This window comes from Streptomyces sp. NPDC007971 (genome assembly GCF_042958635.1).
GTDB lineage: Bacteria > Actinomycetota > Actinomycetes > Streptomycetales > Streptomycetaceae > Streptomyces.
In genome coordinates, this window is record NZ_JBIBJK010000023.1 from 1 (window position 1) to 23,811 (window position 23,811).

General features: G+C 73.2%; 22 protein-coding genes and 2 pseudogenes. 14 read left to right on the top strand and 10 right to left on the bottom strand.

Annotated features, from left to right (window positions below; translation table 11 throughout):
- Window positions 1-234 precede the first annotated feature (234 nt).
- On the top strand, window positions 235-1,074 hold the full coding sequence (locus tag ACFZCP_RS36590; protein WP_391437226.1) for a GH25 family lysozyme: 840 nt from the start codon (window positions 235-237) through the stop codon (window positions 1,072-1,074).
- Between the two features lie 120 nt (window positions 1,075-1,194).
- On the opposite strand, the pseudogene ACFZCP_RS36595 reads toward ACFZCP_RS36590, so the two are convergent.
- A pseudogene (locus tag ACFZCP_RS36595) lies at window positions 1,195-1,285 on the bottom strand.
- A gap of 28 nt (window positions 1,286-1,313) precedes the next feature.
- The gene (locus ACFZCP_RS36600) at window positions 1,314-1,970 is read right to left on the bottom strand and encodes an MFS transporter (RefSeq protein ID WP_391437229.1); all 657 of its coding nucleotides are present in this window, start codon (window positions 1,968-1,970) and stop codon (window positions 1,314-1,316) included.
- 14 nt (window positions 1,971-1,984) lie between these two features.
- Between ACFZCP_RS36600 and ACFZCP_RS36605 the strand changes: the two genes are divergently transcribed.
- Window positions 1,985-2,212, top strand: a complete 228-nt coding sequence (locus tag ACFZCP_RS36605) for a transposase (protein ID WP_391437231.1) — start codon at window positions 1,985-1,987, stop codon at window positions 2,210-2,212.
- A 332-nt stretch (window positions 2,213-2,544) separates the two neighbouring features.
- Here the strand turns inward: ACFZCP_RS36605 and ACFZCP_RS36610 are convergent, their stop codons facing one another.
- Window positions 2,545-3,000 carry a MarR family transcriptional regulator gene (locus tag ACFZCP_RS36610; RefSeq protein WP_391437234.1) on the bottom strand — a complete coding sequence of 152 codons (456 nt, stop codon included), beginning with the start codon at window positions 2,998-3,000 and terminating at the stop codon, window positions 2,545-2,547.
- 111 nt (window positions 3,001-3,111) lie between these two features.
- Here ACFZCP_RS36610 and ACFZCP_RS36615 point away from each other — a divergent pair, with 111 nt between their 5' ends.
- Together ACFZCP_RS36615 and ACFZCP_RS36620 are read left to right on the top strand one after the other, a co-directional pair.
- A complete protein-coding gene (locus tag ACFZCP_RS36615; protein WP_391437237.1) occupies window positions 3,112-4,194 on the top strand; it encodes an ABC transporter substrate-binding protein in 1,083 nt (360 codons plus the stop codon).
- Between the two features lie 151 nt (window positions 4,195-4,345).
- A complete protein-coding gene (locus ACFZCP_RS36620) occupies window positions 4,346-6,040 on the top strand; it encodes a purine-cytosine permease family protein (protein WP_391437239.1) in 1,695 nt (564 codons plus the stop codon).
- Window positions 6,041-6,111: 71 nt separating this feature from the next.
- Here the strand turns inward: ACFZCP_RS36620 and ACFZCP_RS36625 are convergent.
- From ACFZCP_RS36625 to ACFZCP_RS36640, 4 genes and pseudogenes are all read right to left on the bottom strand, one after another.
- Window positions 6,112-6,466: pseudogene (locus tag ACFZCP_RS36625) on the bottom strand (superoxide dismutase); the annotation flags it as partial.
- 381 nt (window positions 6,467-6,847) lie between these two features.
- On the bottom strand, window positions 6,848-7,786 hold the full coding sequence (locus ACFZCP_RS36630; RefSeq protein ID WP_391437242.1) for an alpha/beta hydrolase fold domain-containing protein: 939 nt from the start codon (window positions 7,784-7,786) through the stop codon (window positions 6,848-6,850).
- A 251-nt stretch (window positions 7,787-8,037) separates the two neighbouring features.
- On the bottom strand, window positions 8,038-8,748 hold the full coding sequence (locus ACFZCP_RS36635) for a hypothetical protein (protein WP_391437245.1): 711 nt from the start codon (window positions 8,746-8,748) through the stop codon (window positions 8,038-8,040).
- A gap of 45 nt (window positions 8,749-8,793) precedes the next feature.
- The gene (locus ACFZCP_RS36640; RefSeq protein ID WP_391437250.1) at window positions 8,794-9,996 is read right to left on the bottom strand and encodes an SMI1/KNR4 family protein; all 1,203 of its coding nucleotides are present in this window, start codon (window positions 9,994-9,996) and stop codon (window positions 8,794-8,796) included.
- Between the two features lie 24 nt (window positions 9,997-10,020).
- Between ACFZCP_RS36640 and ACFZCP_RS36645 the strand changes: the two genes are divergently transcribed.
- From ACFZCP_RS36645 to ACFZCP_RS36665, 5 genes are all read left to right on the top strand, one after another.
- Window positions 10,021-10,164 (top strand): hypothetical protein, encoded by a 144-nt coding sequence (locus tag ACFZCP_RS36645; protein WP_391437255.1) that lies wholly within the window; start codon window positions 10,021-10,023, stop codon window positions 10,162-10,164.
- Window positions 10,146-10,676 (top strand): helix-turn-helix transcriptional regulator, encoded by a 531-nt coding sequence (locus tag ACFZCP_RS36650; RefSeq protein WP_391437258.1) that lies wholly within the window; start codon window positions 10,146-10,148, stop codon window positions 10,674-10,676. Before ACFZCP_RS36645 ends, ACFZCP_RS36650 begins: the two co-directional genes overlap by 19 nt.
- A 908-nt stretch (window positions 10,677-11,584) precedes the next feature.
- The gene (locus tag ACFZCP_RS36655; RefSeq protein ID WP_391437261.1) at window positions 11,585-12,241 is read left to right on the top strand and encodes a hypothetical protein; all 657 of its coding nucleotides are present in this window, start codon (window positions 11,585-11,587) and stop codon (window positions 12,239-12,241) included.
- A gap of 60 nt (window positions 12,242-12,301) precedes the next feature.
- Window positions 12,302-13,270, top strand: a complete 969-nt coding sequence (locus ACFZCP_RS36660) for a hypothetical protein (protein ID WP_391437265.1) — start codon at window positions 12,302-12,304, stop codon at window positions 13,268-13,270.
- A 10-nt stretch (window positions 13,271-13,280) separates the two neighbouring features.
- Entirely contained in the window at window positions 13,281-13,784 is a 504-nt protein-coding gene (locus ACFZCP_RS36665) for a molybdenum cofactor biosysynthesis protein (RefSeq protein ID WP_391437268.1), read from the top strand.
- A 70-nt stretch (window positions 13,785-13,854) separates the two neighbouring features.
- Here the strand turns inward: ACFZCP_RS36665 and ACFZCP_RS36670 are convergent, their stop codons facing one another.
- Window positions 13,855-15,012, bottom strand: a complete 1,158-nt coding sequence (locus tag ACFZCP_RS36670; RefSeq protein ID WP_391437282.1) for an FAD-dependent monooxygenase — start codon at window positions 15,010-15,012, stop codon at window positions 13,855-13,857.
- A 106-nt stretch (window positions 15,013-15,118) separates the two neighbouring features.
- Between ACFZCP_RS36670 and ACFZCP_RS36675 the strand changes: the two genes are divergently transcribed.
- The gene (locus ACFZCP_RS36675) at window positions 15,119-15,676 is read left to right on the top strand and encodes a TetR/AcrR family transcriptional regulator (RefSeq protein ID WP_391437292.1); all 558 of its coding nucleotides are present in this window, start codon (window positions 15,119-15,121) and stop codon (window positions 15,674-15,676) included.
- A gap of 320 nt (window positions 15,677-15,996) precedes the next feature.
- Here the strand turns inward: ACFZCP_RS36675 and ACFZCP_RS36680 are convergent, their stop codons facing one another.
- The gene (locus ACFZCP_RS36680; RefSeq protein ID WP_391437297.1) at window positions 15,997-17,163 is read right to left on the bottom strand and encodes an AI-2E family transporter; all 1,167 of its coding nucleotides are present in this window, start codon (window positions 17,161-17,163) and stop codon (window positions 15,997-15,999) included.
- A 531-nt stretch (window positions 17,164-17,694) separates the two neighbouring features.
- A complete protein-coding gene (locus tag ACFZCP_RS36685) occupies window positions 17,695-18,117 on the bottom strand; it encodes a DUF2267 domain-containing protein (protein ID WP_391437301.1) in 423 nt (140 codons plus the stop codon).
- Between the two features lie 195 nt (window positions 18,118-18,312).
- Between ACFZCP_RS36685 and ACFZCP_RS36690 the strand changes: the two genes are divergently transcribed.
- From ACFZCP_RS36690 to hypF, 4 genes are read left to right on the top strand one after another with little or no spacing between them, the layout of a single operon-like run.
- The gene (locus ACFZCP_RS36690; protein WP_391437306.1) at window positions 18,313-20,028 is read left to right on the top strand and encodes an enoyl-CoA hydratase-related protein; all 1,716 of its coding nucleotides are present in this window, start codon (window positions 18,313-18,315) and stop codon (window positions 20,026-20,028) included.
- Window positions 20,025-20,615 (top strand): hydrogenase maturation protease, encoded by a 591-nt coding sequence (locus ACFZCP_RS36695; RefSeq protein ID WP_362696538.1) that lies wholly within the window; start codon window positions 20,025-20,027, stop codon window positions 20,613-20,615. The genes ACFZCP_RS36690 and ACFZCP_RS36695 overlap by 4 nt, the downstream gene beginning before the upstream one ends.
- 58 nt (window positions 20,616-20,673) lie before the next feature.
- Complete coding sequence (gene hypB / locus ACFZCP_RS36700) at window positions 20,674-21,399, top strand: hydrogenase nickel incorporation protein HypB (protein WP_391437315.1); 726 nt, start codon at window positions 20,674-20,676, stop codon at window positions 21,397-21,399.
- Complete coding sequence (gene hypF, locus ACFZCP_RS36705; protein ID WP_391437319.1) at window positions 21,396-23,810, top strand: carbamoyltransferase HypF; 2,415 nt, start codon at window positions 21,396-21,398, stop codon at window positions 23,808-23,810. Before hypB ends, hypF begins: the two co-directional genes overlap by 4 nt.
- The last annotated feature ends 1 nt before the right edge of the window (window position 23,811 follow it).

The following is a 23,811-nucleotide window of genomic DNA, read 5'->3' on the forward strand; positions in this document are numbered from 1 at the left end:
CGCGCGCCCCCCCGCGCCCCCCCCCCCCCCCCCCCCCGCCCCCCCCCCCCCCCCCCCGCCCCCCCCCCCCCCCCCCCGGGGCGGGGGCGGGGGGGGGGGGGGGCCCCCCCCCCCCCCCCCCCCCCCACCACCGCGGGCGGGCAAACCACCGTGCCACTCACATGGTCTAGTTCCCGGCCGGATTGCCTTCGTTGGGCGGCATCCGGAGTGCGGTGCGGTCCGACCCGGAGTCAGATGGACAGCGTGAGAAGCCAGATCTCCCGCCGCTCGCGCTGGTCCGGCACCGGCGTTCTGACCGGCCTCCTGCTGCTCCTGTCGATCCCCCCCGCCATGCCTTCGGCGGCCGACCCCGTGCCCAAGCGCGGCAGCGCCTATATGGGCATGGGGGTGCTCGCCCACGATGGCGCGGACGCCACGGCAGTGCCCGCCGAGTCGGTTCCCCGTGTCACCCAGACCGAGGGCGTGGACGTCTCCAGCCACCAGCTCAACGTCTCCTGGTCCACCCTGTGGAAGAGCGGCGTGAAATGGGCGTACACGAAGGCGACGGAGGGGACCTCCTACACGAACCCCTACTTCACCCAGCAGTACAACGGCTCCTACGCCATCGGCATGATCCGGGGCGCGTACCACTTCGCGACCCCGGACGGCTCGGGCGGTGCCGCCCAGGCGGACTACTTCGTCGACCACGGCGGCGGCTGGTCCAAGGACGGCAAGACGCTGCCCGGCGTGCTCGACATCGAGTGGAACCCGTACGGCGGCTCCTGCTACGGCAAGTCCAAGTCCGCCATGGTCAGCTGGATCCGTGACTTCCTGAACCGCTACAAGACCCGCACCGGCCGCGACGCCGTCATCTACACGGCCACCAGCTGGTGGACCGAGTGCACCGGCAACTACGCGGGCTTCGGCGCGGCCAACCCCCTCTGGATCGCGCGGTACGCCTCGGCGGTGGGGACACTGCCGTCGGGCTGGTCGACGTACACCATGTGGCAGTACACCTCCTCCGGTCCGACCGTCGGCGACCACGACAGGTTCAACGGCGCCACGGACCGGCTGAAGGCCCTCGCCACCGGCTGACGGGCCGTCGGAAGGCCCGGTGCGCACCGGGCGGCTCGCCGGTCACCGCCGGCAGCGGCCCTGCGCACCGGGCCTTTCGGCCACTGTCGTCCAAGGCCCGGTATGCACCGGGATGCCGAGCGGAGAGGGCAGGATTCGAACCTGCGCGGGCCGCAGGGCCCGACCGTGAGGCGTGCTCAGGTCCCCGATAAGCCACTCCGGGCACCTCTCCTCGTTCCCGGCCCGGTCTCCCGTGCCGTTCACGGGAACCACCGTGGCAGGAGCCGCTGACGGCATGCTGACACGCCGGCCGCGCGATCCGTTCTCCGCCCGCCTCCTGGTGGGGCGCCGACGGTGACGTCGTGGCGGGGGAGGAGACGGGCCGGGCTCAGCGCACGCCGCGGATGGGCCAGATGGCCAGCGCGCCGAGCAGGGACAGGACACCGCCGAACAGGAACAGCGGGGTAGCCGCCGAGCGCGGTGACCACGGCCGAGGCGACGAACGGCGCGACGATCTGCGGACCGGCGTTGGCGATGTTCAGCACGCCCATGTCGCGCGCAGCGTCCTCGGCGCGCGGCAGGACCAGTGTCACGACGGCCGTGTCCACGGCCATGAAACAGCCGAACGCGAGTCCGTTGAGCACACTGAACACGAGCATGCCCGGCCAGGTGGGCGACAGCACCGGGACGACCATCACCAGACCGGCGAGCCCCGCGGACACGCCGACGAACACCTTGCGCCGGTTCCAGCGGTCCGAGAGCAGTCCGCCGACCGGCGTGGAGACGGCCGTCGCCGCCATCGAGAACGGGGTGAGGACGGCCATCGCCTCCGTCGGCCGCAGCCCCTTGGGCAGCGCGATGTGGTCGTCGAGGATGTAGAGCTGGTAGCCGACGACGGAGAAGTAGCCCAGCACCATCAGGGCCCGGCCGAGTGACCGCTTCCTCCCGCAACACTGCCTTCTACCAGCGGTTTCTTCGGAAGGTCGAGGCAGCCAATCCTGTCGGTGACATCTACGTCGTCACCGACAACCTGTCCTCGCACAACAGCCTGTCCACCCGGACCTGGCTGGAGGACCACCCCAGAATCCGGCACGTCTTCATCCCCGTCGGCGCCTGCTGGCTCAACCTCCAGGAAGGCTGGTGGCGCATCTTCCGCTAGGCCGCCCTCGCCGGCCAGGCCTTCGCCGGACCACCCGAGATCGAACACGCGACCCGCCTGGCAACATCCCAGCTCAACGCCCGAGCCCGGCCCTGGATATGGGGAAGACCCACACCCTCTACCCGGGCACTACGCCGCCGATACGTGTACACCGTTTGAGAAATCCAGCACTATCGGTGAACCCCACCGCAACTCGCGCCGATCAACTTGCCAATATCCGAAGCATCCACCAAGCCGAGAACGAGGCCCTGGGTGCGTTCGCCATCGAGATCAAATGAGTCGGGTAGGAGCGGCAGAGCAGGCTGCAACCGTCATCCGAGGCTCCGGTGCGATCAACTCTGTCGTTCCGCCGAGGTGGCCGCAGATTGTCCGCCGAGGGCCGCCGCGAGCAAGGGGAGCAGCTCGGCGAGTTCGCCGTGGTCGTTGATGGCGTCCAGGAGCCGAGCCTGGTCGGTATGGACGCGGTCGCCGGCACGGTTGTGGAGGATGCGGCCCCGGGCGGTCAGATAGAGCAGGACGCGACGGCGGTCGGCGGGGTCGGGGCGGCGGTAGACGAGATTGTCGGCGACCATCCGGTCGACGAGCTTGGTCAGGCTGGGCGCCGGCATGAGGGCGTATTCCGCGATCTCGGTCATCGGATGCCCCAGACCGTCGGCGGTGATCGACAGGACGCGCCACTGCTCGACCGAGCAGTCCTCCTCGGCCAGCACGGCGGCCAGGCGCTGGACGAGGCGCCGTTCAGCGTGGCTGAGGAGGTGGGCGAGGTCCGGCGACGGTTCGGACGGCATTGCCGGTGTCCTTCCGCTAGGTCTACTGTTCGGACACATTACGAGCCTCTGCGAGGGCGCTGGGGCCGGACTGGGATCCGCGTGCCCCCATGCCCTCACGGAGGTGGTCTGATGTCTCTGGGGCTGCCAGCAGGGAACGACAGCTTGAGCCAGCTGCTGGTCGTGGCTCTGGTCGTGCCGTTGCAGGGGCCGCCCGGGGTCTTCGGCCCGTCGTGCGAGCTGGCTGCGCAACTGGCCGTGGAGGAGCTGAACGCAGCGGGCGGCGTGCTCGACCGGGAAGTCCGACTGGTCGTGGTGGACGGCGGGGCGCCGCCGGAGCGGGTGGCCGCCGAGGTCGAGGCTCTGGTGTCGCTGCGCGCAGTGGAGGCCGTGGTGGGCTGGCACACCTCGGCGGTGCGCAAGGCACTGGTGCCGCGCGTCGCGGGCCGGGTGCCGTACGTCTACACCGCCCAGTACGAGGGCGGCGAGGACACCCCCGGAGTCTTCCTGACCGGCGAGACCGACGCGGCGCAGTTGCTCCCGGCGATGCGGCTGCTGGCCGAGGCCGCGGGCGTACGGCGCTGGTGCACGGTGGGTAACGACTATGTGTGGCCACGCATGACGGCCAGGGGCGCGCGCCGGTACGCCCGAGCGTGCGGCGGCCGGGTGCAGGACGAGGTCTTCGTACCGCTGGGGACGCACGAGTTCGGGCCGGTGCTGCGCCGGATCGAGCGGTGCGAGGCGGACGCGGTGCTGATGCTGCTGGTCGGGGACGACGCCGCGCGCTTCAACCGTGCGTTCGCCGCGTACGGGCTCCACCAACGGTGTCTGCGGCTGAGCACCCACATGGACGAGAACATCCTGCTCGCCACCGGTGCGGAGGCCACCGAGGGCCTGTGGGCGGCGGCCGGCTTCTTCGAGACGCTGGCGACCGCCGAGAGCCTGGACTTCAGCGGCCGTTACGCGGCCCGGTTCGGTGTCCAGGCACCGGTCGTCGGGAGCCTCGGTGAGTCGTGCTTCGAAGGTCTGCGGCTGCTGGCGGCACTGGCCGAGCGTGCGCGGTCGCTGGACGTGGGGGCGATGTGCACGGCAGGCGGCACGGTCTCGTACGAGGGGCCGCGGGGCGTGCTGCGACTGGACGGCAACCATCTCACCCAACGCCTGTATCTGGCGCGGGCGGACGCCTTCGACTTCGACATCGTCGCTCAACTCTGACCCCCGTCCGTCACCCGTCCGCCGACCATACTCAAGGAAATATTTTCCGTGGGAAGTATCAAGTGGCTTTAAAGAGAGCGAAACTCCTCGGAAACAACGCGGCGGGACTCTTCCGGGACACCTGACCTTGCGTGTGGAAGAGGGAAGCGTCGTGACGGAGATCATCGACAAAGAGGCGCCGCCAACGGCAACCGGGCGGACGTACAACGGCTGGACGCAGAACGACACCCTGGAGGACTACTCGCTGCGCTACGCGCCGAAGTCCTTCCGCCGCTGGACGCCTTATGTGGTGGCCACGACGGCCCTGGGCGGCATCGCCTATCTCGCGGACTTCGCCATCGGCGGCTCGATCGCGATATCCAACGGCTTCTCCAGCGCCATGGTGGCGATCCTCGCCGCGGCGGTGGTCATCTTCCTCACCGGCATCCCGATCTCGTACTACTCGGCGAAGTACTCCATCGACATGGACCTGCTGACCCGGGGCGCGGGCTTCGGCTACCTCGGTTCGACCCTCACCTCGGTCATCTACGCCAGCTTCACCTTCATCTTCTTTGCCCTCGAAGGCTCGATCATGGCTCAGGCCCTGGAACTGGGCCTGCACATCCCGCTCGCCGTCGGCTATCTGATCTGCTCGCTCATCATCCTGCCGCTGGTCATCTACGGCATGACGGCACTGTCGAAGATGCAGGTGTGGACCCAGCCGGTCTGGCTGGTGCTGATGGTCGCGCCGTTCGTCTCCATCGCCATTCAGGAGCCCGGGAGGTTCTCCGAGTTCACCCACTTCGCCGGCAACTCGCCCACCGGCTCCAGTATCAGCATGCTCGGCGTCGGTGCAGGCGCCGGCGTGGCGCTGTCGCTGATCGCACAGATCGGCGAGCAGGTCGACTACCTGCGCTTCATGCCGGACAAGACTGCGGAGAACGCGAAGAAGTGGTGGGGCGCGGTGCTGAGCGCCGGGCCTGGCTGGGTGGTGCTCGGTGCGGCGAAGCAGATCGGCGGGGCGTTCCTGGCCTTCTACATCGCCGGCAGTGTGGGCCTGGCCAAGGCCAACGAGCCCATCCAGCAGTACGTGCACGGCTTCAAGACCTTCGCCGCACCGGTCGCGCTGGGCCTCGCGACGTTCTTCGTGATCCTGTCCCAGATAAAGATCAACTCCACGAACGCCTACTCCGGTTCGCTGTCCTGGTCGAACTTCTTCTCCCGGCTCACCCACCGGCACCCGGGCCGGATCGTCTACATCTTCCTCAACGTCGGCATCGCGCTGGCCCTGATGGAAGGCGGCGTGTTCGGCTTCCTCAACACGGTGCTCGGTTTCTACTCCAACGTGGCCATCGCCTGGATCGGCGCGGTGGTCGCCGACCTGGTGATCAACAAGCCGCTGAAGCTCAGCCCCTCGTACATCGAGTTCAAGCGGGCCCACCTGTACCACTTCAACCCGGTCGGCTTCGGCTCGATGCTGATCGCCTCCGCGGTGTCCATCGCCGCTTACTTCGACGCCTTCGGCGACTACGGCAAGGCGTACTCCCCGTTCATCGCGCTGTTCCTGGCCATGGTGCTCTCGCCGCTGTTCGCGGTGCTCACCAAGGGCAAGTACTACATCGCCCGCGTCGACGACCTCGACGAGCCGCTGCTCGCCGCGGACGGCCTGCCCTCGGCGACCACGCTGACCTGCACGGTGTGCATGACCGACTTCGAGCGGCCCGACATGGCGAACTGCCCCTTCCACGAGGGCGCGATCTGCTCGCTGTGCTGCAGCCTGGAGAAGGACTGCCACGACACGTGCAAGAACGGCAGCAGCACCGGGCCGGTCGACCTCGCCATGCCCGCTCTGCGGTCCGCGGACTGACCACCTGCACGTATCCGCATCCCGGCTCCCCCGGCCCGCGCCCTTCGACGCAGGCCGGGGCGTGCGTATGGTCAGACGCCGGCGGCGGCGTACCGAGCGGCGACGTCCTCCCAGTTGACCAGGTCCCACAGCTGGGTGACGTAGTCGGGGCGGACGTTCTTGTACTGCAGGTAGTAGGCGTGCTCTCAGGCATCGAAGACCAGCAGTGGGGTGCTGCCCTGACCGATTGCCGTGGTGGTCGTAGACCTGTTCCACGATCAGGCGCCGCCCCAGCGGCTCCCAGGCCAGCACGCCCCAGCCGGAGCCCTGCACACTGCTGGTGGCCACGGTGAGCTGCTTCTTGAACTGCTCGAAACCGCCGAGGTGTTCGTCGATGGCGTCGGCGAGGGCGCCGTCGGGGCGGTCGCCGCCGTCCGGGGAGAGGTTCGGCGCACCGGGTCGGTAGGGCCACCCACGCGACGGTTCTGGCCGCGTCGGACTCCCCTCGGCTGCGTACTGCCCTCGAGGGACTCCCGCGGGCGCGTACTACTGCCCTCGACGGACTCCCGCGGGTACGTACTGCTGCCCTTGGCGCACTCCCTCGGGTAAGGGCCGCGGACGGGGCGCAACGGCCGGGTGCTGAACCCGGCCGTCGGGTCCGCCGTCGGCTGCATGGTGGGCGGCCGGATCGGCGCGCGCACCTGCCCGGTGTCGAACCCGTTCTGGTGCGAAGGGAGTTCACGTGACGGACCCGGTGCGCTGTCGAGCGCGGGCGGCGGGCGGCGGGCCGCGGGCCGTGAGCCAGCGTGGCGGCCGGGCGGTGCAGGGTCAGACGGTCAGATGGTGCCGCAGGAAGTCGACGCTCTCCGCGACGACGGCAGGCACTTCCGCCGATCCCAGGAAGATGTGGTCGGCCCCCTCGACGGCGCGCAGCGTCACCGCTCCGCCGGCCCGGGTCAGTGCCCGCTCCAGCGACTCGCTCTGGTCGAACGGCACGACCCGGTCCTCGCGGCCGTGCACCAGCAGGAACGGGGGCGGGGTCGTGGCTCCCGCGTAGGTCACCGGACTCGCGGCGCGGGCCCGCCCGCGAAGGTCGGCCTCCGCGTCGCCGAGCAGGGCGGTGATGGGGTTCGGGTACGGCGGCTCGCCCGGCAGGGGCGGCAAGGGGGACTGTCCGAGCAGCGGCTCGATCTCCGAGACCCCGTACCAGTCGACCACCGCCCGCACGCTGCTGTCCTCGTCCTGTACGCCTTGCCGGCCTTCGAGGGCGGCGCCGTGGGAGTCCGCGCGGACGAGCCCGGCGAGCGCGGCCAGATGACCGCCGGCCGATTCGCCCCAGGCGCCGATCCGCTCCGGGGCGATGCCGAGGAGGCCGGCGTGTCGGCGTACGTAGCGGACAGCCGCCTTGACGTCGTGCAGCTGGGCGGGGAACGGCGCTTCGAGGCTGTGCCGGTAGTCGACGCAGACCAGTGCCAGGCCCGCGCCGAGAACGGCGCCGTGCAGCAGCTCGACGGGCACGGTCGGCGGCGGGTAGCGGCGGTCGCCGTCCAGCCAGCCGCCGCCGTGGATCCAGACGACCGCCGGTACGGCTCCCCGTGCGGCCGGTACGTGGACGTCCAGCAGGCAGGGGCGATAGCCCGGCGTCCGGGCGTAGCTCAGCCCGTGGAAGCGCCGTACTCCGTCGGTGCCCACGAGGGGTGCGGTGGGGGCCAGGAAAGGGGGCGGGGGCCAGCCCGTGTCGATCGGGGCGGGCGCGGTCGAGGTCATGGGCGGGGCCTTCCGTCATCAGCCTGAGCGGCTGTCGGGGTCACGTGCCGGCGAGATGTTACACGTGTAACTAACCTCTGACGAGAGGGCGCGCGGACTGTGTGGTCCGGTTGGGGAGGCTGTCAGGTTCACGGGGGTGGGGGCGCGGGTGCTGCGGTTCGTGGTTTTCCCATCGGCGGCGCCCCCCGGCCGTCATCCCCGGAAGCGCCCGTCGTGGAGGGCCGCCCGGGGGAGTCGTCGTCCCGGGTGCGTCACCGGCCGCCGTTGCGGCGGAACCAGCCCCGCTTGGGCGGGACGGGTGCGGGGCCGGGTGCGGGTGCGGGTGCGGGAGCGGGTGGCGCTGCGGGGTGCCGCTGGGGCTCGACGGGGCCCGCGAACGGGGGCAGTCGGCGGAAGCGCTCGTCGAGCGTGACCGTCGGCGTGATGCGGTTCAGCGCCGCCCGGACCAGGGTGAGCGGGTGGTCCGGGAACTGGGCGTCCCACTGCTCATCGTCGGCCGCGTGGCAGGGCAGGCCGCCGAACTGGCCGCCGTCCGAGTACGGGTGGGGCCGGAAGTAGGCCTCGAATCCCACCTGGTTCGCCACCACGGCCTCACGCAGACCGGTCATCGCGCCTTCCGCGGCCTGCACCTTCAGGACCGTGCTGCACCCGGCCTTGGGGACGGTCCACGAGCCGAGGAACGCCTGGCCGTGCGCTGCGCCGGGCAGGGGCATCTTGATCAGCTGACGGACCGCCGGGACGCCGTGCACCTCGCCGGGCACCGCCTCGACGAGTCCGCCCCCGTGCCGGCCCGCGCCCGCCGCGAGGCCGGTCCTCAGGCGCTCGAACTCGTGCAGCGGGGCGGGCAGATCGGGGACGAGGGGGAAGAAGTGGACCGACAGCACGAGGCCCGCCGTATCCGTCCACACGCCGGGCTCACGCTCGCTGAATCCGGTCAGGTCCAGGCCGGTTATCGGAGTCATGGTGATCATCATGCCGGGTCCGGTCGATCCCCGGGCGGCCGGGGCTCAGCCGCCCTCGTTCGCGCCGGAGGCCTCGAACCTGGCGAACTCGACCGGGTCGTCCTCCTGGTCCAGGACGCACAGCCCGGCGGTTCTCAGCCGGCCGCGCTGCCAGGCCAGCAGCGTGTCGATCAGCCCCTGCTCCAGCGGCGGCCCCTGGGCCGCGTGCCGGGGCCAGAACACGAGCGGCCAGTCGTCGGGCCGGTCGCCCTCGGTGAGCCAGCCCAGGTAGTCGCCGTCGATGGAGTCGGCGAAGGGCAGGAAGCCCCCGGGCTCCGGAAAGGTGGCGAGGGGGTAGCACCGCGGATGACGGCCCGACCTCAGTGACTCATAGGCCTCCAGTGTCCGGTCCACGAAGGCGGTGAGGCGCGGTGCCGTCGTGCGCAGCGGTTCCGGGAAGCGCAGCCAGCCGCTCCAGCAGCCACCGCCGTACGTCTCCATCAGCCGTACGTACTCCGCGGGCAACGGTGTGCCGAACTGCTCGGACAGCCACTCCCAGGTGGCGTCGCCGAGACGCGGGGCCGCCGGGGGCGCGGTGAGCAGGCGCAGCGCCTCCAGTCCGGTGCCTGTCTCCAGCGCGACCCGGCGCTCCGCCTCGGTCAGCCGGGGGGCCGCGGGGGCGGGCGGGGTCCAGGGGCCGGCGGTGCCGAGGAAGGCGGTGCGCGCCACGGTGCCGGGCAGCGGGCCCATCAACGGGCCGGGCGGGGAAGGGAGTTCCCAGGTGTCGCGGACGGTGTGGCGCAGATAGCCGGTGAGCGTGAGGTCGTAGCGGTGCCAGGGGAGCAGGCCGCTGCCGGGTACCGCTCCCCGGTGGGTGACGACCACCGTCCATGCGTCGGGATCGTCGGACACCGACGTGTCCCAGAACAGCGTGTCGCCGCCCCGGCTGCAGCCCCAGGCCAGCAGCCCGCCCGGCTCGGGGTGCAGCAGCGGCCGCTCGTGCTCGGGGAGTGCACGTGCCTTGATCCGCGCCTCCCGGTGCGTGGCCCCTACCCATGTGCCGTAGTCGAACCGCCCCGGCTGCACGCACGGCACATGGATCCAGAGGAACGCGCCGAAGTCCACCGGCCCGTGGCGGTCGGCCAGCCGTTTGTAGTCGGCGGGCAGCCGCGTTCCCAGCCACTCCTCCACTGCCGCCCAGTCGACGGGGACGGGGACGGGCGGGCGTGCGGCATCCTGCGCGGCGAACTCGTCCAGGTCCACGGTCACGTGCGTCCTCCGGGTGATCAACGGATGGCGGGAATTCTGTCACCGGCATGCACCCTCGCCGTCACCATCGCCGACGACAACGTCTTCGGACACTCCTCCTGGACCGCCCCGAGCCTCTTCCACGCGTGGCGCACGGTACGGTCGGCCTCATGGCTGAACCCCGGCTGACCACCTCCTCGTACCTCGTGCTCGGCATCATCGACAAACTCGGCGAGGCGAGCGCGTACGACGTGAAGGTGGAGGCCGGGCGTACCGTCGCACCGTTCTGGTCCGTGCCGCACGCGCAGGTCTACGCACAGTGCGACCGGCTGCTCGGGGCCGGACTGCTGACCCAGGTGCGTCAGGAGAGCGGACGCAACCGCCGGGTCCTGGAGCTGACCGACCGGGGCCGGCGAGCCCTTCGGCAGTGGCTCGCCGACACCGAGTTCGTCCCGGTCGAGGCCCGGGAGCGCGGCATCCTGAAACTGTGGTTCGGGGCCCGCCCGGAACTGCTCGCCCCCGTCCAGCTCGCCGAGCACGAACGCACTTTGGGCGAGTACGAGGAACTGGATCGCGATGTGGGCGAGTTGTTGACGCCCGGCCAGCGGGAGGCGCTGGAGTTCGGCATCCGCTACGAGCGGATGATGGCCGACTTCTGGGACTGGGTCCGGCGCCGGGACGAACGCGCCCAGGACCGCTGACCCCGCCCCGGCCGCCCACGACTCCGTCGACCACTGCCCCTGGCCGGCGCGAACTGACCTGTCTCACCCTCCTGAACGCCGGCGGGCCGCCGCAGCGGTGCTGACCGGCGGGGCCGTGGACGACGTCCGCCGCGACCGCCGGTCCCGCCCCGGCCACCGACGTCTCTCCCCCTGACCGCTGCCCCCCGACCGCCGGCCCCGCCCCGGTCGCCGGCCTCTCCCCCCCGGACCGTTGACCCCTGCGGCGAGCCGCTCTACCGTCGGTAACCCCTCTGATAGTCCAGAAGAGACCATGGCGGACCGGAGCGGACCGGGACCGCCCGGGAGCTGGGAAGAGCAGGGAGTCGCCGTGCGTCGTTGGACGAGCAGCACCTGGCGCCGGGTCGCCACGGTGACCGTGACGGCCGTGTGCGTCGGGTACGCGCCCATCGCGATGACCGAACTGTGGCCGTACGCCCGCCCCGGCGCCCCGGCGTTCGGGGAGTGGCTCCTCGGGCACACGGTCTCGCCCCGCTACGTCGCCGACGCTCTCGCGACCCGCATCGCCCCCTACCGGCACAGCCTGATCCCGATGATCGTGCACTCCGTCCTGGGCGGACTGCTCATGCTGCTCGGCCCCGCGCAGCTGCTGACCGCCACCCGTCGGCGCGCACGCCTGCACCGCGCGCTCGGCGTCCTTTTCGCGGTCACCGTCTACGCCTCGATGGCGGGCGCCGGTCTCTATCTCGCCCGCACCGCGCCCCGGGACGCCTTCAGCGGGGCGGCCTTCTGGATCGTCCTCGCCACGATCCTCCTCGGCACGGTCCTGAGCGTCACCCTCGGCATCCTCCCTCCTCGGCACGGTCCTGAGCGTCACCCTCGGCATCCTCGCGGCCGTCGGCGGCTTCCCCGATCTTCACCAGCGCTGGATGCTCCTGTGCTACGGCTACCTGCTCACCGCGCCCCTGCTGCGCCTGGAGTGGGGCGCTCTTCCGGCGGTGCTGCCCGGGCTGCCGATGGCGGAGATCAACCGGGTCGCCCTCATGCACCTGGGCTCCCTCGTCGTGTTCGGTGCCCTGCTCGCCTCCCGTGCCAAGGACCGCCGGGACATCGTCGACGGCTTCGGCCGGTCCTGGGCACCGCTGCCCGTGACCGCGGCCGCGCACCTGGCGGGGGCCGCCGCGCTCGGCTGGATCGTCCGCGCGCTGTCCGCGTACGGCGCCGACGGGCGCCGTCTGCTGGCCGGTTACCTCGTGCCGTACGGCCTGGCGTACGTGGTGATGGCCCTCGGCGCCCGGCGGGCCGCCCGCGACGGGCGGCCCTGGGCCCGTGAGGAGTGGCGGATCCAGCTGACCGGGCTGTGCCTGGCACCCGTGGTCTCGGCCGGGGCGGTCGCGTTCCTCCAGCGCACGCTGGACCTGGGCCGGTTCACCGCGCTGACGGCCGGCGTCGCCGTCGGCTGCGGGCTCACGGCCTTCGGCGCGACCCTGGTGGTGAGCCTGCGCCTGGTCCACGCCCGTGAAGTCCGGCGCCGCTCGGTACCCGCCCTGCTGCCCGCCGCGCGGCAGAGGACCGCGGTGCCCTAGCCGTACGCCGATTCCCGCCCCCGGTCCGCCTGTTCGTCCCCTCGGAAACGGAACCCTCCCATGGCAGAGTCCCCCGACCCGCCCCGCACCGCCGCGCCGGAGATCGGACCTGCACCTGCCCCGGGCAGGCCGCTGTCGGCCGGCGTCGCCGTACTGGCCACCGCGGTCGCGGTGATCAACGTACTCGTCGGCGGCACCCTCACAGTCGTCGCGCTGACCGGGCACGCCCTCGGCGCCTGGCCCTCGCCGGAGCCGCTGAGCCCCGGTCTGATCGGCGCCGGCATGCTGGGCACGGCCCCCGCCCTGTTCGGCCTCGCCCGCGCCCGCACCTGGGAGCAGGCCCGCACCCTCGTCCTCCCGCTCACCGTGGTCATGGTCGGCCTGTTCGCGGTCACCCTGCTCAACGCCGCCCGGCTCTACATCGCCCACGGCGGCCCCATCGTCCCGGTCTTCTTCAGCCTGGGCTGGCTCTTCGTGCTGGGACTGCTGTGCGTGGGAGCGGTGGTCTGTCTCGCCGGCCAGCTCGGGCGCCGGTCCGGGCCTGCGCTCCCGCGCACCGCTCCGCTGCCCGGCTGGTCCAAGCCGCCGCTCGCCGTGCTGGGCTCGTCCTGGCTGGGCATCGGCACCGGACTGCTGCTCCGCCCCGGTTTCTGGGCGGACTTCGTGCCCTGGCACACCAACCGGGCGGACGCCCAGGCGCTCGGTGTCTGGGCCCTCGCCCTCGGGGTGGGGGTGCTGGGCTCCCTCGCCGAGGACGACCTCGACCGCTCCCGCGCCGCCCTGCTCTCCCTGCCCGGTACGGCCCTCGCCATGACGGCCGTCCTGGCCGCGCGCGCCCCGCACGTCGACTGGTCCTCCGGGCCCGGGCTCGGCCTGGTCGCCATGGTCGCCGGGCTGCTGCTGGCGGGGGCGAGCGGCCGCCTCCTGCTCAGGTCCGGTGCCGGTGCCGGTGCCGGTGCCGGTGCCGGTGAGGGGCAGGGTCAGGGTGCCCGTGCGGGTGCCGGTGGGGCGGTTCACGGCGCTGGCTAGGCTCGGTGGCGTGTCGCACGTGGAAATCCTTCAGCTGCTGGTCTCGCCGGTCCACCGCCTCGCGGGCCGCCCCGGCGCCGGCCTGCCCGAGCTGCCGCACACCGACCTGGTGACGGCGGCCGAGGTCCGGGCGGGACTCGGCATCGTCGGGGACCGGTACTTCAACCACCCCGCGCACCGCAACGCGTCGATCACCCTCATGGCCGTCGAGCGCCTGCCGCAGCCGGGCCCCGAGGAGACGGACCTGCTGAGCACCCGGCGCAACGTCCTGCTGCGCGGCGTGGACATCGACGCCTTCATCGGGTCGACGGTCTTCCTCGACTGCGGCAGCGGGCCCGTGGACCTGGAGGTGTGCCGCGCGGCCAGGCCGTGCGCGTGGATGGACGTCACGGTGGGGCCCGGGGCGCAGCGGGCGCTGCGGGGCGGCGGGGGAGTCCGCTGCCGTCCGCTCACCGACGGGATCCTCAGCGTGGGTCCCGCCGTGTTCGGGGTGCGGGAAGGACCGCGGGCCTAGACCGGCCCCGGAGCCCTGTTCGCCGTCGCCGGGTGTGCGCGGCACGGTGGCGCGCCGTCGTCGACAGTCCTCAACCGAGGTTCGGCGCCGTCCAGTCGGCGTGTCGCAGGACGGCCCGCACCGTCGCCCGGGACGGGGCGAGCCGCAGGGCCGCGTTGCGCACGGCGACGGCCACGGGATGGGACAGCTGCTGGCCCATCCGGCCGGCCTGTCGGGCGGCGCGCGCGACGGACCGGGCGCGGGGCCGGCGCTCGGCGTCGTACCGGGCCAGCGCCGCTTCGACCGTGGGCGCGCCGGCGACCGCCGCGGCGAGGGTGGCCGCGTCCTCCAGGGCCTGGCAGGCGCCCTGGCCGAGATGCGGCGTCATGGCGTGCGCCGCGTCACCGAGGAACGCGATCCGCCCCGCGGCGAAGGACGGCAGGGGTGTCTCCAGTTCGTGGATGTCGTGGTGCAGCACGGCCTCGGGACCGGTCGCCGCCAGCAGTGCGGGGATCGGGTCGTGCCAGTCCCCGAACCGGCGGCGCAACACACCGAGCGGGTCCGAATGACGCACGCCGGGCGGCGAGTTGAGCACCGCGTGCCACTCGGCGCGCCCGTCGGCGAAGGCGATGTGGCCGACCTCGACCCCCGGCCCCCAGGTCAGTTCGAAGTCGCTGCTCAGCCGCACCGGGTGTGCGGTGATGGCGCGCAGGACCGTGGACCCGCTGTAGACGGGTCCGGGATGGTCCGGGAACATCTGGCCGCGCAGCCGGCTGCCCACGCCGTCGGCCGCGACGACCAGGTCCGCCGCCAGTTGCTCCGTGCCCATCGCGACCGTGACCCGGCCGGGCTCCGAGGGGGCCACCGCAGTCACCGGGACGCCCACGTGCAGGCACCGCGGCGGCAGTGCCTCGCGTAGCACACGGTGCAGTTCCGCCCGCGGGATGCCGACGATCGGTGTGCCCAGTTCGCGCGCGAGCGCGGCCCCGTCCATCCGGGCCAGCCTGCCGCCCGCGGGTGTGCGCGTACCCCCGGTGTACTGCGGCCGGGCCGCCGCGCGGACGGCCGCGCCGACGCCGAGCGCGTCCAGCGCACGCAGCCCGTTGGCGTGCAGGGAGATGCCCGCGCCCGCGTCGGCCGGGGTGGCGGCACGCTCGACGACCGTCGTCTCCCAGCCGATCCGGCGCAGCCCGAGCGCGGTGGCCAGCCCGCCGATGCCGCCGCCGACCACCACTGCCGTTCCACCCATGCCGGTCCCCTCCGCCCGTGTGCGCTCCTCGCGCGTCTTCTACAGATGTAGAAGCAGGCTACGCGGGTTCTCTACAGATGTAGAAGCAGGGGTGTAGAAAGAGGGGGTGCCCACCGACCGACGTACTCTCCTCGCCGACGCGGCCATCGGCGTGCTCGCCGACAGCGGGATGCGAGGGCTGACGCACCGCGCGGTGGACCGCGCGGCGGACCTGCCGTCCGGAACCACCTCCGCCTACTACCGCACCCGGCAGGCGCTGCTCACCGCGCTGGTCGGCCGTCTGGTGGCACTGGACCAGGCGGAGCTGCAGGAGATGGGGGGCAGGACGCCGGCCCCGCGCAGTCCCGGTGAACTGACGGCCGGCCTCGTGCTCTTCACCGAGCTGCGGCTCGCCGGGGCCGGTCGCAGGCGTTCGCTGGCGCGCTACGCCTGCGTCATCGAGAGCGTCCGCCATCCCGAACTGCGCGAGATCCTGGTGCCGCGCGAGAACGTGGCCCGCCGGGCCGTCCAGGACTTCCTCGCCGCGCAGGGGGTCGAGGACGCAGCGGGCCGTACGGTCACGCTGCTGACCTGCGTCGACGGGCTGGTCTTCGACCGGCTGGTGAACGGGGGAGGCGTGTCCGCGCAGGAGATCGGCGGCCTCGTGAGCGCGGCCCTGCGCTGAACCGTACGACGACGGCGGCGCCGCCACCCTGGGACGGGGAGACGGCGCCGCGCTTCTGCACGCGTCCGGGGACGTCAGACCAGCCACCCGATGAAGTGGATGATCCCGGCGAGGACGTCGGTGAGAAGGTTCATGATCGTGTTGCTCCTTGCGGTGTGGCTCTGAGTGGGACCTGTGCGTCGACCACGGTCTGCAGCCCGTCGCTTGCACACCGAAAGTATCGTCCCGGCACCCGTGTCCCACCGCTCTCATGAGCGACGATCACCTGTTCCAGGGAACACGTGATCCCCTGTTCGGATCGTGTGACCGGTGCAGCCGACTCATCCGGAGCGGACCGGAGTTGACGGCGCCGGTGCCGTCCGCAGTGCGCGCAGCACCGCCCACAGCACCGAGACGAACGGGACGGCCACCACGGCCCCGATCACCCCCGCCACGATGCTCCCCGCGATGACGGACACGGCCACCACGAGCGGATGCAGCCGGACCGCCCAGCTCATCACCAGCGGGTGCAGCACATGTCCTTCGAGCTGGCCGATGACCACGATGAGCACCAGCACGGCCGCGGCCGTGAGCGGGCCGCGCCCGGCCAGGGCGACCACCGTGGCCACCCCGAGCGCGACCGGCGAGCCCACCAGGGGCACGAACGTGGCGAAGAACTCCAGCAGCGTCAGCGGCAGCGCGAGCGGTACCCGCAGCACGATCAGGGCGATGCCGACGAGGACGGCATTGGTCCCCGCCACGATGATGATGCCGCGCGTGTACCCGGCGAACGTGTGCCAGGCCGCACGCCCGGCCCGGTCCCACTGTGCACGGGCACCGCTCGGCAGCAGCTGGTCGCGGGCCCAGCCCCACATGCGCTCGCCGGAATGGATGAAGAAGACGGAGGCGAAGAACGCGAGCGCCCCGCCGGTGATCACCTCGACCACTCGGCCCAGCCCCGACACGGCGCTGCTGAGCAGACTGGCCTGGTGCCCGGCGATGTAGTCCGTCACCTGGCGCTGCAGATCGGAGAGCTTTCCCGCACTGAGCCTGAACGGCGGCCGCTGCAGCCACAGCTCGATGCGGTGGACCCCGCCGCGGAACTCGCCCGCGAGCTTGCCCGACTCGTTCGCCACCGCGTTGCCCACGAGCGCGAACAGTCCCGTCAGCAGGAGCATGCTGCCGACGAGGGCCACGGCGACGCTCAGGGGCCGGGTGAGGACCCGGTTCAGGAGATCGGCGAGCGGACGCAGCACCGAGGTGACGACGAGGGCGAGGAACAGGGCGACGGCGATGAGCTGGAACCGGCCCAGGACACCGAAGACGCCGTAGACGACGATGCCGACGAGGATGAGACGCCAGGCGTAGGCGGCGGCGATCCGCAGCCAGGGCACCGTGCGGGCGGCCACCGGCCCGTCCGGCTCGCCGCGGGCGGCCGCGGGTCCGACAGGCTCGCCGCGGGCGGCCGGCGGGAGCCGTACGGAGTACGACGGCCTGCTGCCCAGCACGGCTCCGCCCGTCCGGCGACCCCGGCCCGTCCGTCCGCCCGTACCGCCCACCGGGCCTCCCGTCTCCGCTCCGCCGCCGCTCCCTGACCGGCCGTCACATCCAGAGAACCGTAAGGGGCGAGTCGCGGGCGGGGCGGCACAACGCGCCCGAGCCCGCGCCCGGCGCGCAGGCAGGGCTCCCGTCGCGGCCGGGATGCCCGCTCACGGACGAGGCGGTGCCCCCGCACGCCCCACCGAGCGTGCGGGTCTGCGCGAGCCGAGCCCCGTCGATCCGGGCGAAGGGCGCGGACGGATTCCCGGGTCACGGCCGCCCGGCGCCGGGACGAGCCGACAGTGACGGGACCTGCACCCTCCGTGGGTGACGGTCGAGTGAGGCGCAGGCAGACACTTCGCTCGGGGCAGGCGGCAGGAACCCTGCCGCCTGCCCCGAGCCGAAACTCCCGGCCTGAAACCCGTCGGCCCGAATCTCCCGGCCCGAAACCCTCGAAACCCCTGGGCACTCCCGGCCCGAATCTCCCGGCCCGAACCCACCTAGTCGTTCCCGATGGCGCGCTCCACGGGCAGCAGCTCCCGGATGTCGGCGGGCAGCGCCCCGGCCATCCGTTCGGTCAGCTCGGGCGCGAGAGCGGCGTCGAGCACCTCCAGCACGGCGGCGGCATCGCGCAGCGCCGTGTCCTCGTCCGTGCCGGCCCGGTCGGCGATCCGTCCGGCGAACACGGTCAGCCCGAACCGCTCGCCCGAGGCGCCCACGCCGGGGTCGGCGGTCCCGTCCACCGCCTGGCGCACGACCGTCGCCAGATCCGGCGGCAGCTGGGCGGCGACATGGAGGGCGAGCCCGGACGGCAGCCGCTCGGACAGGGTGCTCAGCACGGCGTGCGTCGTCCGCTCGGCGGACCCACGGTCCCGCAGCCGGGCGAGTGCCTGGACTTTTCCGATCATCTCGTCGTGCTTCATGAGGTCGGCTCCTTCCCCACGTGGGCAACGCCCGAGTACTTGTATTCTCCGACCTTCGCGTCCGGCGCGCCGCCCTCGGCGGTGGCCCGGGGCCGCGGCCGTGCGATCCGGATGGAGGAAGCGGGCCGGCCGGGGCGGGCGAAACGCCGCAGGCGTTCTTCCCAGCGCCCTGGGCACCGACGACCATGCGGTGTCATGGACATTTTGCTCGTGGCCAGCGCGTTCAACAGCCTCTCGCAGCGCGTCTACGCCGAACTGTCGGACCAGGGACACCGGGTGGACGTCGTGCTCGCCACCCACGGCGCCGACCCCGTCCGGGCCGCCGTACGGGAGTTCCGTCCGCACCTGATCGTCGCGCCGATGCTGAAGACGGCCCTGCCCGAGGACGTCTGGCGGGAGCACACCTGCCTGATCGTGCATCCGGGACCGCCCGGCGACCGCGGCCCCTCCTCGCTGGACTGGGCCATCGCCGAGCAGGCGCCCCGGTGGGGCGTGACCGTGCTCCAGGCCGAGGCGGCCATGGACGCCGGCGACATCTGGGCGGCCGAGCCCTTCCCCGTGCCGCCCGTCGGCAAGAGCGACCTGTACCGCAACGAGGCCTCCGACGCCGCCGTCACCGCCGTGATGCTGGCCGTGCGCCGGTACGCCGACGGCGCGTACAAACCCCGCCCGCAGACCGACGACCGCGTCCACGTCGTGTGGCGCGACGCCTACCGGCAGGAGCGGCGCCGGATCGACTGGGAGAACGACAGCACCCAGCGTGTGCTGCGCACGCTGCGCGGCGCCGACTCGCAGCCGGGCGTCCTCGACGAACTCCTCGGCCGGGAGGTGTTCCTGCACGGCGGCCACCTGGAGGACCGGCTGCGCGGCCGCCCCGGCGAACTCCTGGCGACCCGGGCGGGCGCAGTCTGCCGGGCCACCCGCGACGGCGCCGTGTGGATCCCGGAACTGCGCCCCCGCAAGAACAGCGGCGACCCGGCACCCTTCCGGCGCCCCGCCGCCGCCGTGCTCGCCGCGTTCGCGGGCCAGGACACCCCCGGGCTGCCGGAGAGCGCCGCCCCCCTGGAACTGCCCGCGCACCGGCGCACCTGGACCGACATCCGCTACCGGCAGCGCGGCGACACAGGCTTCCTGACCTTCTCCTTCCCGGGCGGGGCGATGAGCACCGACCAGTGCCGCAGGCTCCTCGCCGCCTACCGGTACGCGCTCGCCCGCCCCACCTCGGTCCTGGTGCTCGGCTCCGACCGGGACTTCTTTTCGAACGGCATCCACCTCAACGTCATCGAGGCGGCCGCCGACCCGGCCGAGGAGTCCTGGGCCAACCTCAACGCCATCGACGACCTCGTCGAGGCGGTGCTGCGCACCACCGACCGGCTGGTGGTGGCCGCACTCGCCGGCAACGCGGCCGCCGGCGGCGTCATGCTCGCCCTCGCCGCCGACCAGGTGTGGTGCCGCACCGGAGCCGTCCTCAACCCGCACTACCGGCGGATGGGCCTGTACGGTTCCGAGTTCTGGACGTACACGCTGCCGCGCCGCGCGGGCGGCGGCACCGCCCGCCGGCTGACCGAGGAGGCCCTGCCGCTGAGCGCCGCGTCGGCCGCGCGGATCGGGCTGGCGGACCGTCTGGTGCCCGCGGCGGCGGGGGAGTTCACCGCCGAGGTCGAGCGGCTGGCCGCCGACCTCGCCGCCGCCCCCGATCTGCGCCGGCGGATCGCCGCCAAGGCCGCGGCCCGCCGCGCGGACGAGGAGAAACGACCGCTCGCGGAATACCGGCGCGACGAACTCGCCCGGATGCACGAGGTCTTCTTCGACCCCGGAGCCCCGTACCACGCGCTCAGGTCGGCCTTCGTGCGCAAGAAGCCGGCCGGAACCCCCCGGCCGCTGGCGCCCCTCGCCGGGGAGGACCGGTGAGCGCCCCGGCCGGCCGGCTGCTCGTGGCGGGCGTCGGGAACATCTTCCTCGGGGACGACGCGTTCGGCCCCGAGGTGATCCGGGCCCTCATCCGGCGCCCGCTGCCGCCCGAGGTGCACACGCGGGACTTCGGCATCCGCGGCCTGGACCTCGCCTACACCCTGCTCGACGGCTGTGCCACCGCCGTCCTGGTCGACGCGGCCCCGCGCGGACTGCGCCCCGGCACCCTCACCCTGATCGAGGCGGAACCACCCGACGGCACGGTGGTGCCCGAGGCCCACGGCATGGACCCGGAGAAGGTGCTCGCCCTGGCCGCGCACCTGGGCGACGAGCCCTTGCCCCGGGTGCTCGTCCTGGCCTGCGAGCCCGGCGTCCTGCCCAGCGGCGACGAGGACATCCTGCCGGGACTGAGCACACCCGTGCGCGAGGCCGTCGACCGGGCCGTGGACGCGCTGCACACCCTGGTCCCCGTCCTGCTGGCGGATCCGGCGGCGCCGGCACCCCCGTTGGGCCGCCCGATGGAATCCGGGCCCCCGCACGCGGCTGCGCTGCCGGGGCTCGTGCCCGGAGCAGCCGAAGATCGGTGAGACCCCGGGCCGCACACGTGGCCGGGGCTCCGCTTCACGACTCCGAGGAGCTGCGCCCATGTGCCGGTCCGACGTCAAACAAGCCGTGCTGGCGAAGAACGACGACCTGGCCGCGCGCCTGCGCGACGACCTGACGCGGCAGGGCGTGGCGGTGGTCAACCTGCTGTCCAGCCCCGGCAGCGGCAAGACGGAACTCCTCGGCCGGGTCCTGGCCCGAGCGGTGGAGCGGGGAGTTCCGGTCGCCGCCCTCACCGCCGATCTCGCGACCGAGAACGACGCCGTCCGGCTCGCGAGGTCTGGCGCGCCGGTGCAGCAGCTGCTCACCGACGGACTGTGCCACCTGGAGGCACGGCAGGTGCGCGGGCGGCTGGAGGGCTGGCTGCCGGCGGACACCGCGGTGCTCTTCGTGGAGAACGTCGGCAACCTCGTCTGCCCGGCGTCCTACGACCTCGGCGAGAGCCTGCGGATCGTGCTGATGGCGGTGACCGAGGGCGAGGACAAGCCGCTGAAGTACCCCACCGCGTTCGGCTCCGCCCATCTGGTCGTCATCACCAAGACCGACCTGGCCGGGGCGGCCGGCTTCGACGAGGGCGCCTTCCGGGCGAACGTCCAGCGGGTCAACCCGGGCGTGGAGATCATCCCGTCCTGCGCCCGCACCGGCGACGGGGTCGACACGCTCCTGGCCAACGCGCTCGCCGCCCGGCACGGCGCCCCGCCGCACCGGCCCCCCCTCGCCCCGCACCCCCACGGCCACCACCACGGCGCCTCCGCCCCCGTCGCGTGACCGCGCCCGCCACCGCAGCGGTACGGCGCCGGCTCACCGTCCGCGGCACGGTGCAGGGGGTCGGATTCCGGCCCTTTGTGCACCGCCTGGCCGCCGACCTCGCGCTGGCCGGGTTCGTGAGCAACACCGCGAACGGCGTCCTCATCGAGGTCGAGGGCCCGGCGGAGGGCGTCGGACGCTTCTGCGACCTGCTGGCCGAGCAGCCCCCGCCGCTCGCCTCGGTCACCGCGGTCGGCTGCGAGGACCTCCCCGTCACCGGCGCCACCGACCCCTTCGCCATCCGTCCCACCGAGGGGTCCGCCGGCCGCACCCAGCTCCCGCCCGACACCGCGACCTGCGCCGACTGCCTGCGCGAGCTGGCCGATCCGGCCGACCGGCGCCACCGCCACCCGTTCATCACCTGCACCCACTGCGGCCCCCGCTTCACCGTCGCCACCGCGATGCCCTACGACCGTGTGGCCACGACCATGGCGGACTTCCCGATGTGCCCCGCCTGCGCCCGCGAGTACGGCGCCCCGGCCGACCGGCGCTTCCACGCGCAGCCCGTCGCCTGCCCCGACTGCGGCCCGCGGCTGAGCCTGGTCCCGGGCGCCGGCACCGGCGTCCGGCCGGCCCGGGACGCGGACGCCCTGGCAACGGCACGGGCGCTGCTGGCCGCGGGACGGATCGTCGCCGTGAAGGGGGTCGGCGGCTACCACCTGGCCTGCGACGCCACCGACGCACGGGCCGTGAGCGCCCTGCGCACCCGCAAGGACCGCGGCGGGAAGGCCTTCGCCGTGATGTGCGCCGACCTCGCCACGGCGGAACGCATCGCCCTGCTCTCCGGCGCCGAGCGGGCCGTGCTCACGAGTGCCCGGCGCCCCGTCGTCCTGCTGCGCAGACGGGTGCCCGCGGACGGCCTCCGCCTCGCCGACGAGGTGTGCCCGGGCAGCCCGCACGTGGGCCTGATGCTGCCCTACACCCCCGTCCACACCCTCCTGTTCGGGCTGCCGGGCGATCCCCCCGGCCCCCGGGTGCTGGTCATGACCAGCGGCAACCGCTCCGGCGAGCCCATCGTCACCGACGACGCCGACGCCCTGACGCGGCTGGCCGGGCTGGCCGATGCCTGGCTCGCCCACGACCGGCCCATCGCCTCCCCGTGCGACGACTCCCTGCTGCGGGTGCGCCCCGACGGCACCGAACAGGTTCTCCGCCGCTCCCGCGGATACGTCCCCCGCCCCCTGCGGCTCCCGGTCCCGGTCCGGCCCGCGCTCGCGGTCGGCGGCGACCTGAAGAACGTCCTGTGCCTGGGCGAGGGCGACCAGGCCTGGTTCGGGCCGCACATCGGCGACATGGGCGACCTGGCCACCCTCGAAGCCGCAGCGCGGGCCGAACGGCACCTCACCCGCCTCACCCGAGTCACCCCACGGCTGGTCGCCGCCGACCGGCATCCCGGCTACCACTCGACGGCCTGGGCGCGGCGACGGTCGTCCCAACTCGCCCTGGACGCCCCGCGTCTGGTCCAGCACCACCACGCGCACATCGCCTCGGCCATGGCCGAACACGGCCTCGACGGCGCCACGCCCGTGATCGGCGTCGCCTTCGACGGCACCGGGTACGGCGACGACGGGACCGTGTGGGGCGGCGAGGTGCTGCTCGCCGACTACACCGGATACCGGCGCTTCGCCCGCCTGGCCCCCGCCCCGCTGCCCGGCGGCGACTCCGGCGTGGCCAACCCGTGCCGGCTGGCGCTGGCCCGGCTGTGGGCGGCGGGGCTGCCGTGGGAACGGGACCTGCCGAGCGTCCTCGCGTGCTCGGAGTCCGAACTTGCCCTGTTGGAACAGCAGTTGCACCGTCAGGTGTCAAGTGTTCCGACGTCGAGCATGGGCCGTCTCTTCGACGCCGTGTCGTCGCTGGCCGGCGTGTGCCACCGCGCGCAGTACGAGGCGCAGGCCGCGCTGGAACTGGAGGCCGCGGCGACGCAGGCGTGGCACGCGGACGCCCGGGCGTACCGCTTCGGGCTGCGGGCCCTCCCGCCATCGCGCGAGGACCGGAGCGCGGCCCCGTCCCGTCAACCGCTCGGCCGGCTGAGCCGGGCGGCCAGGTGGGAGATCGCACCCCCGTTGCAGGCCGTCCTCACCGACCTGCGGCGGGGTACGCCCGGGCCCGTGCTCGCGGCCCGCTTCCACCGGGGCGTGGCCCGGGCCGTCGCCGAGATCTGCCGGCGGGCCCGCGGAACGACCGGCCTGACCACAGTCGCCCTCACCGGAGGCGTCTTCGCCAACGCCCTGCTGGAGGAGGAGAGCGCCGCCCTGCTGTCCGGGGACGGGTTCACGGTCCTCAGGCACGGCGAAGTACCGCCGAACGACGGCGGACTCGCGCTCGGCCAGCTCATGGTCGCGGCAACGGCAACCAACCACGAGACGGAGTGAC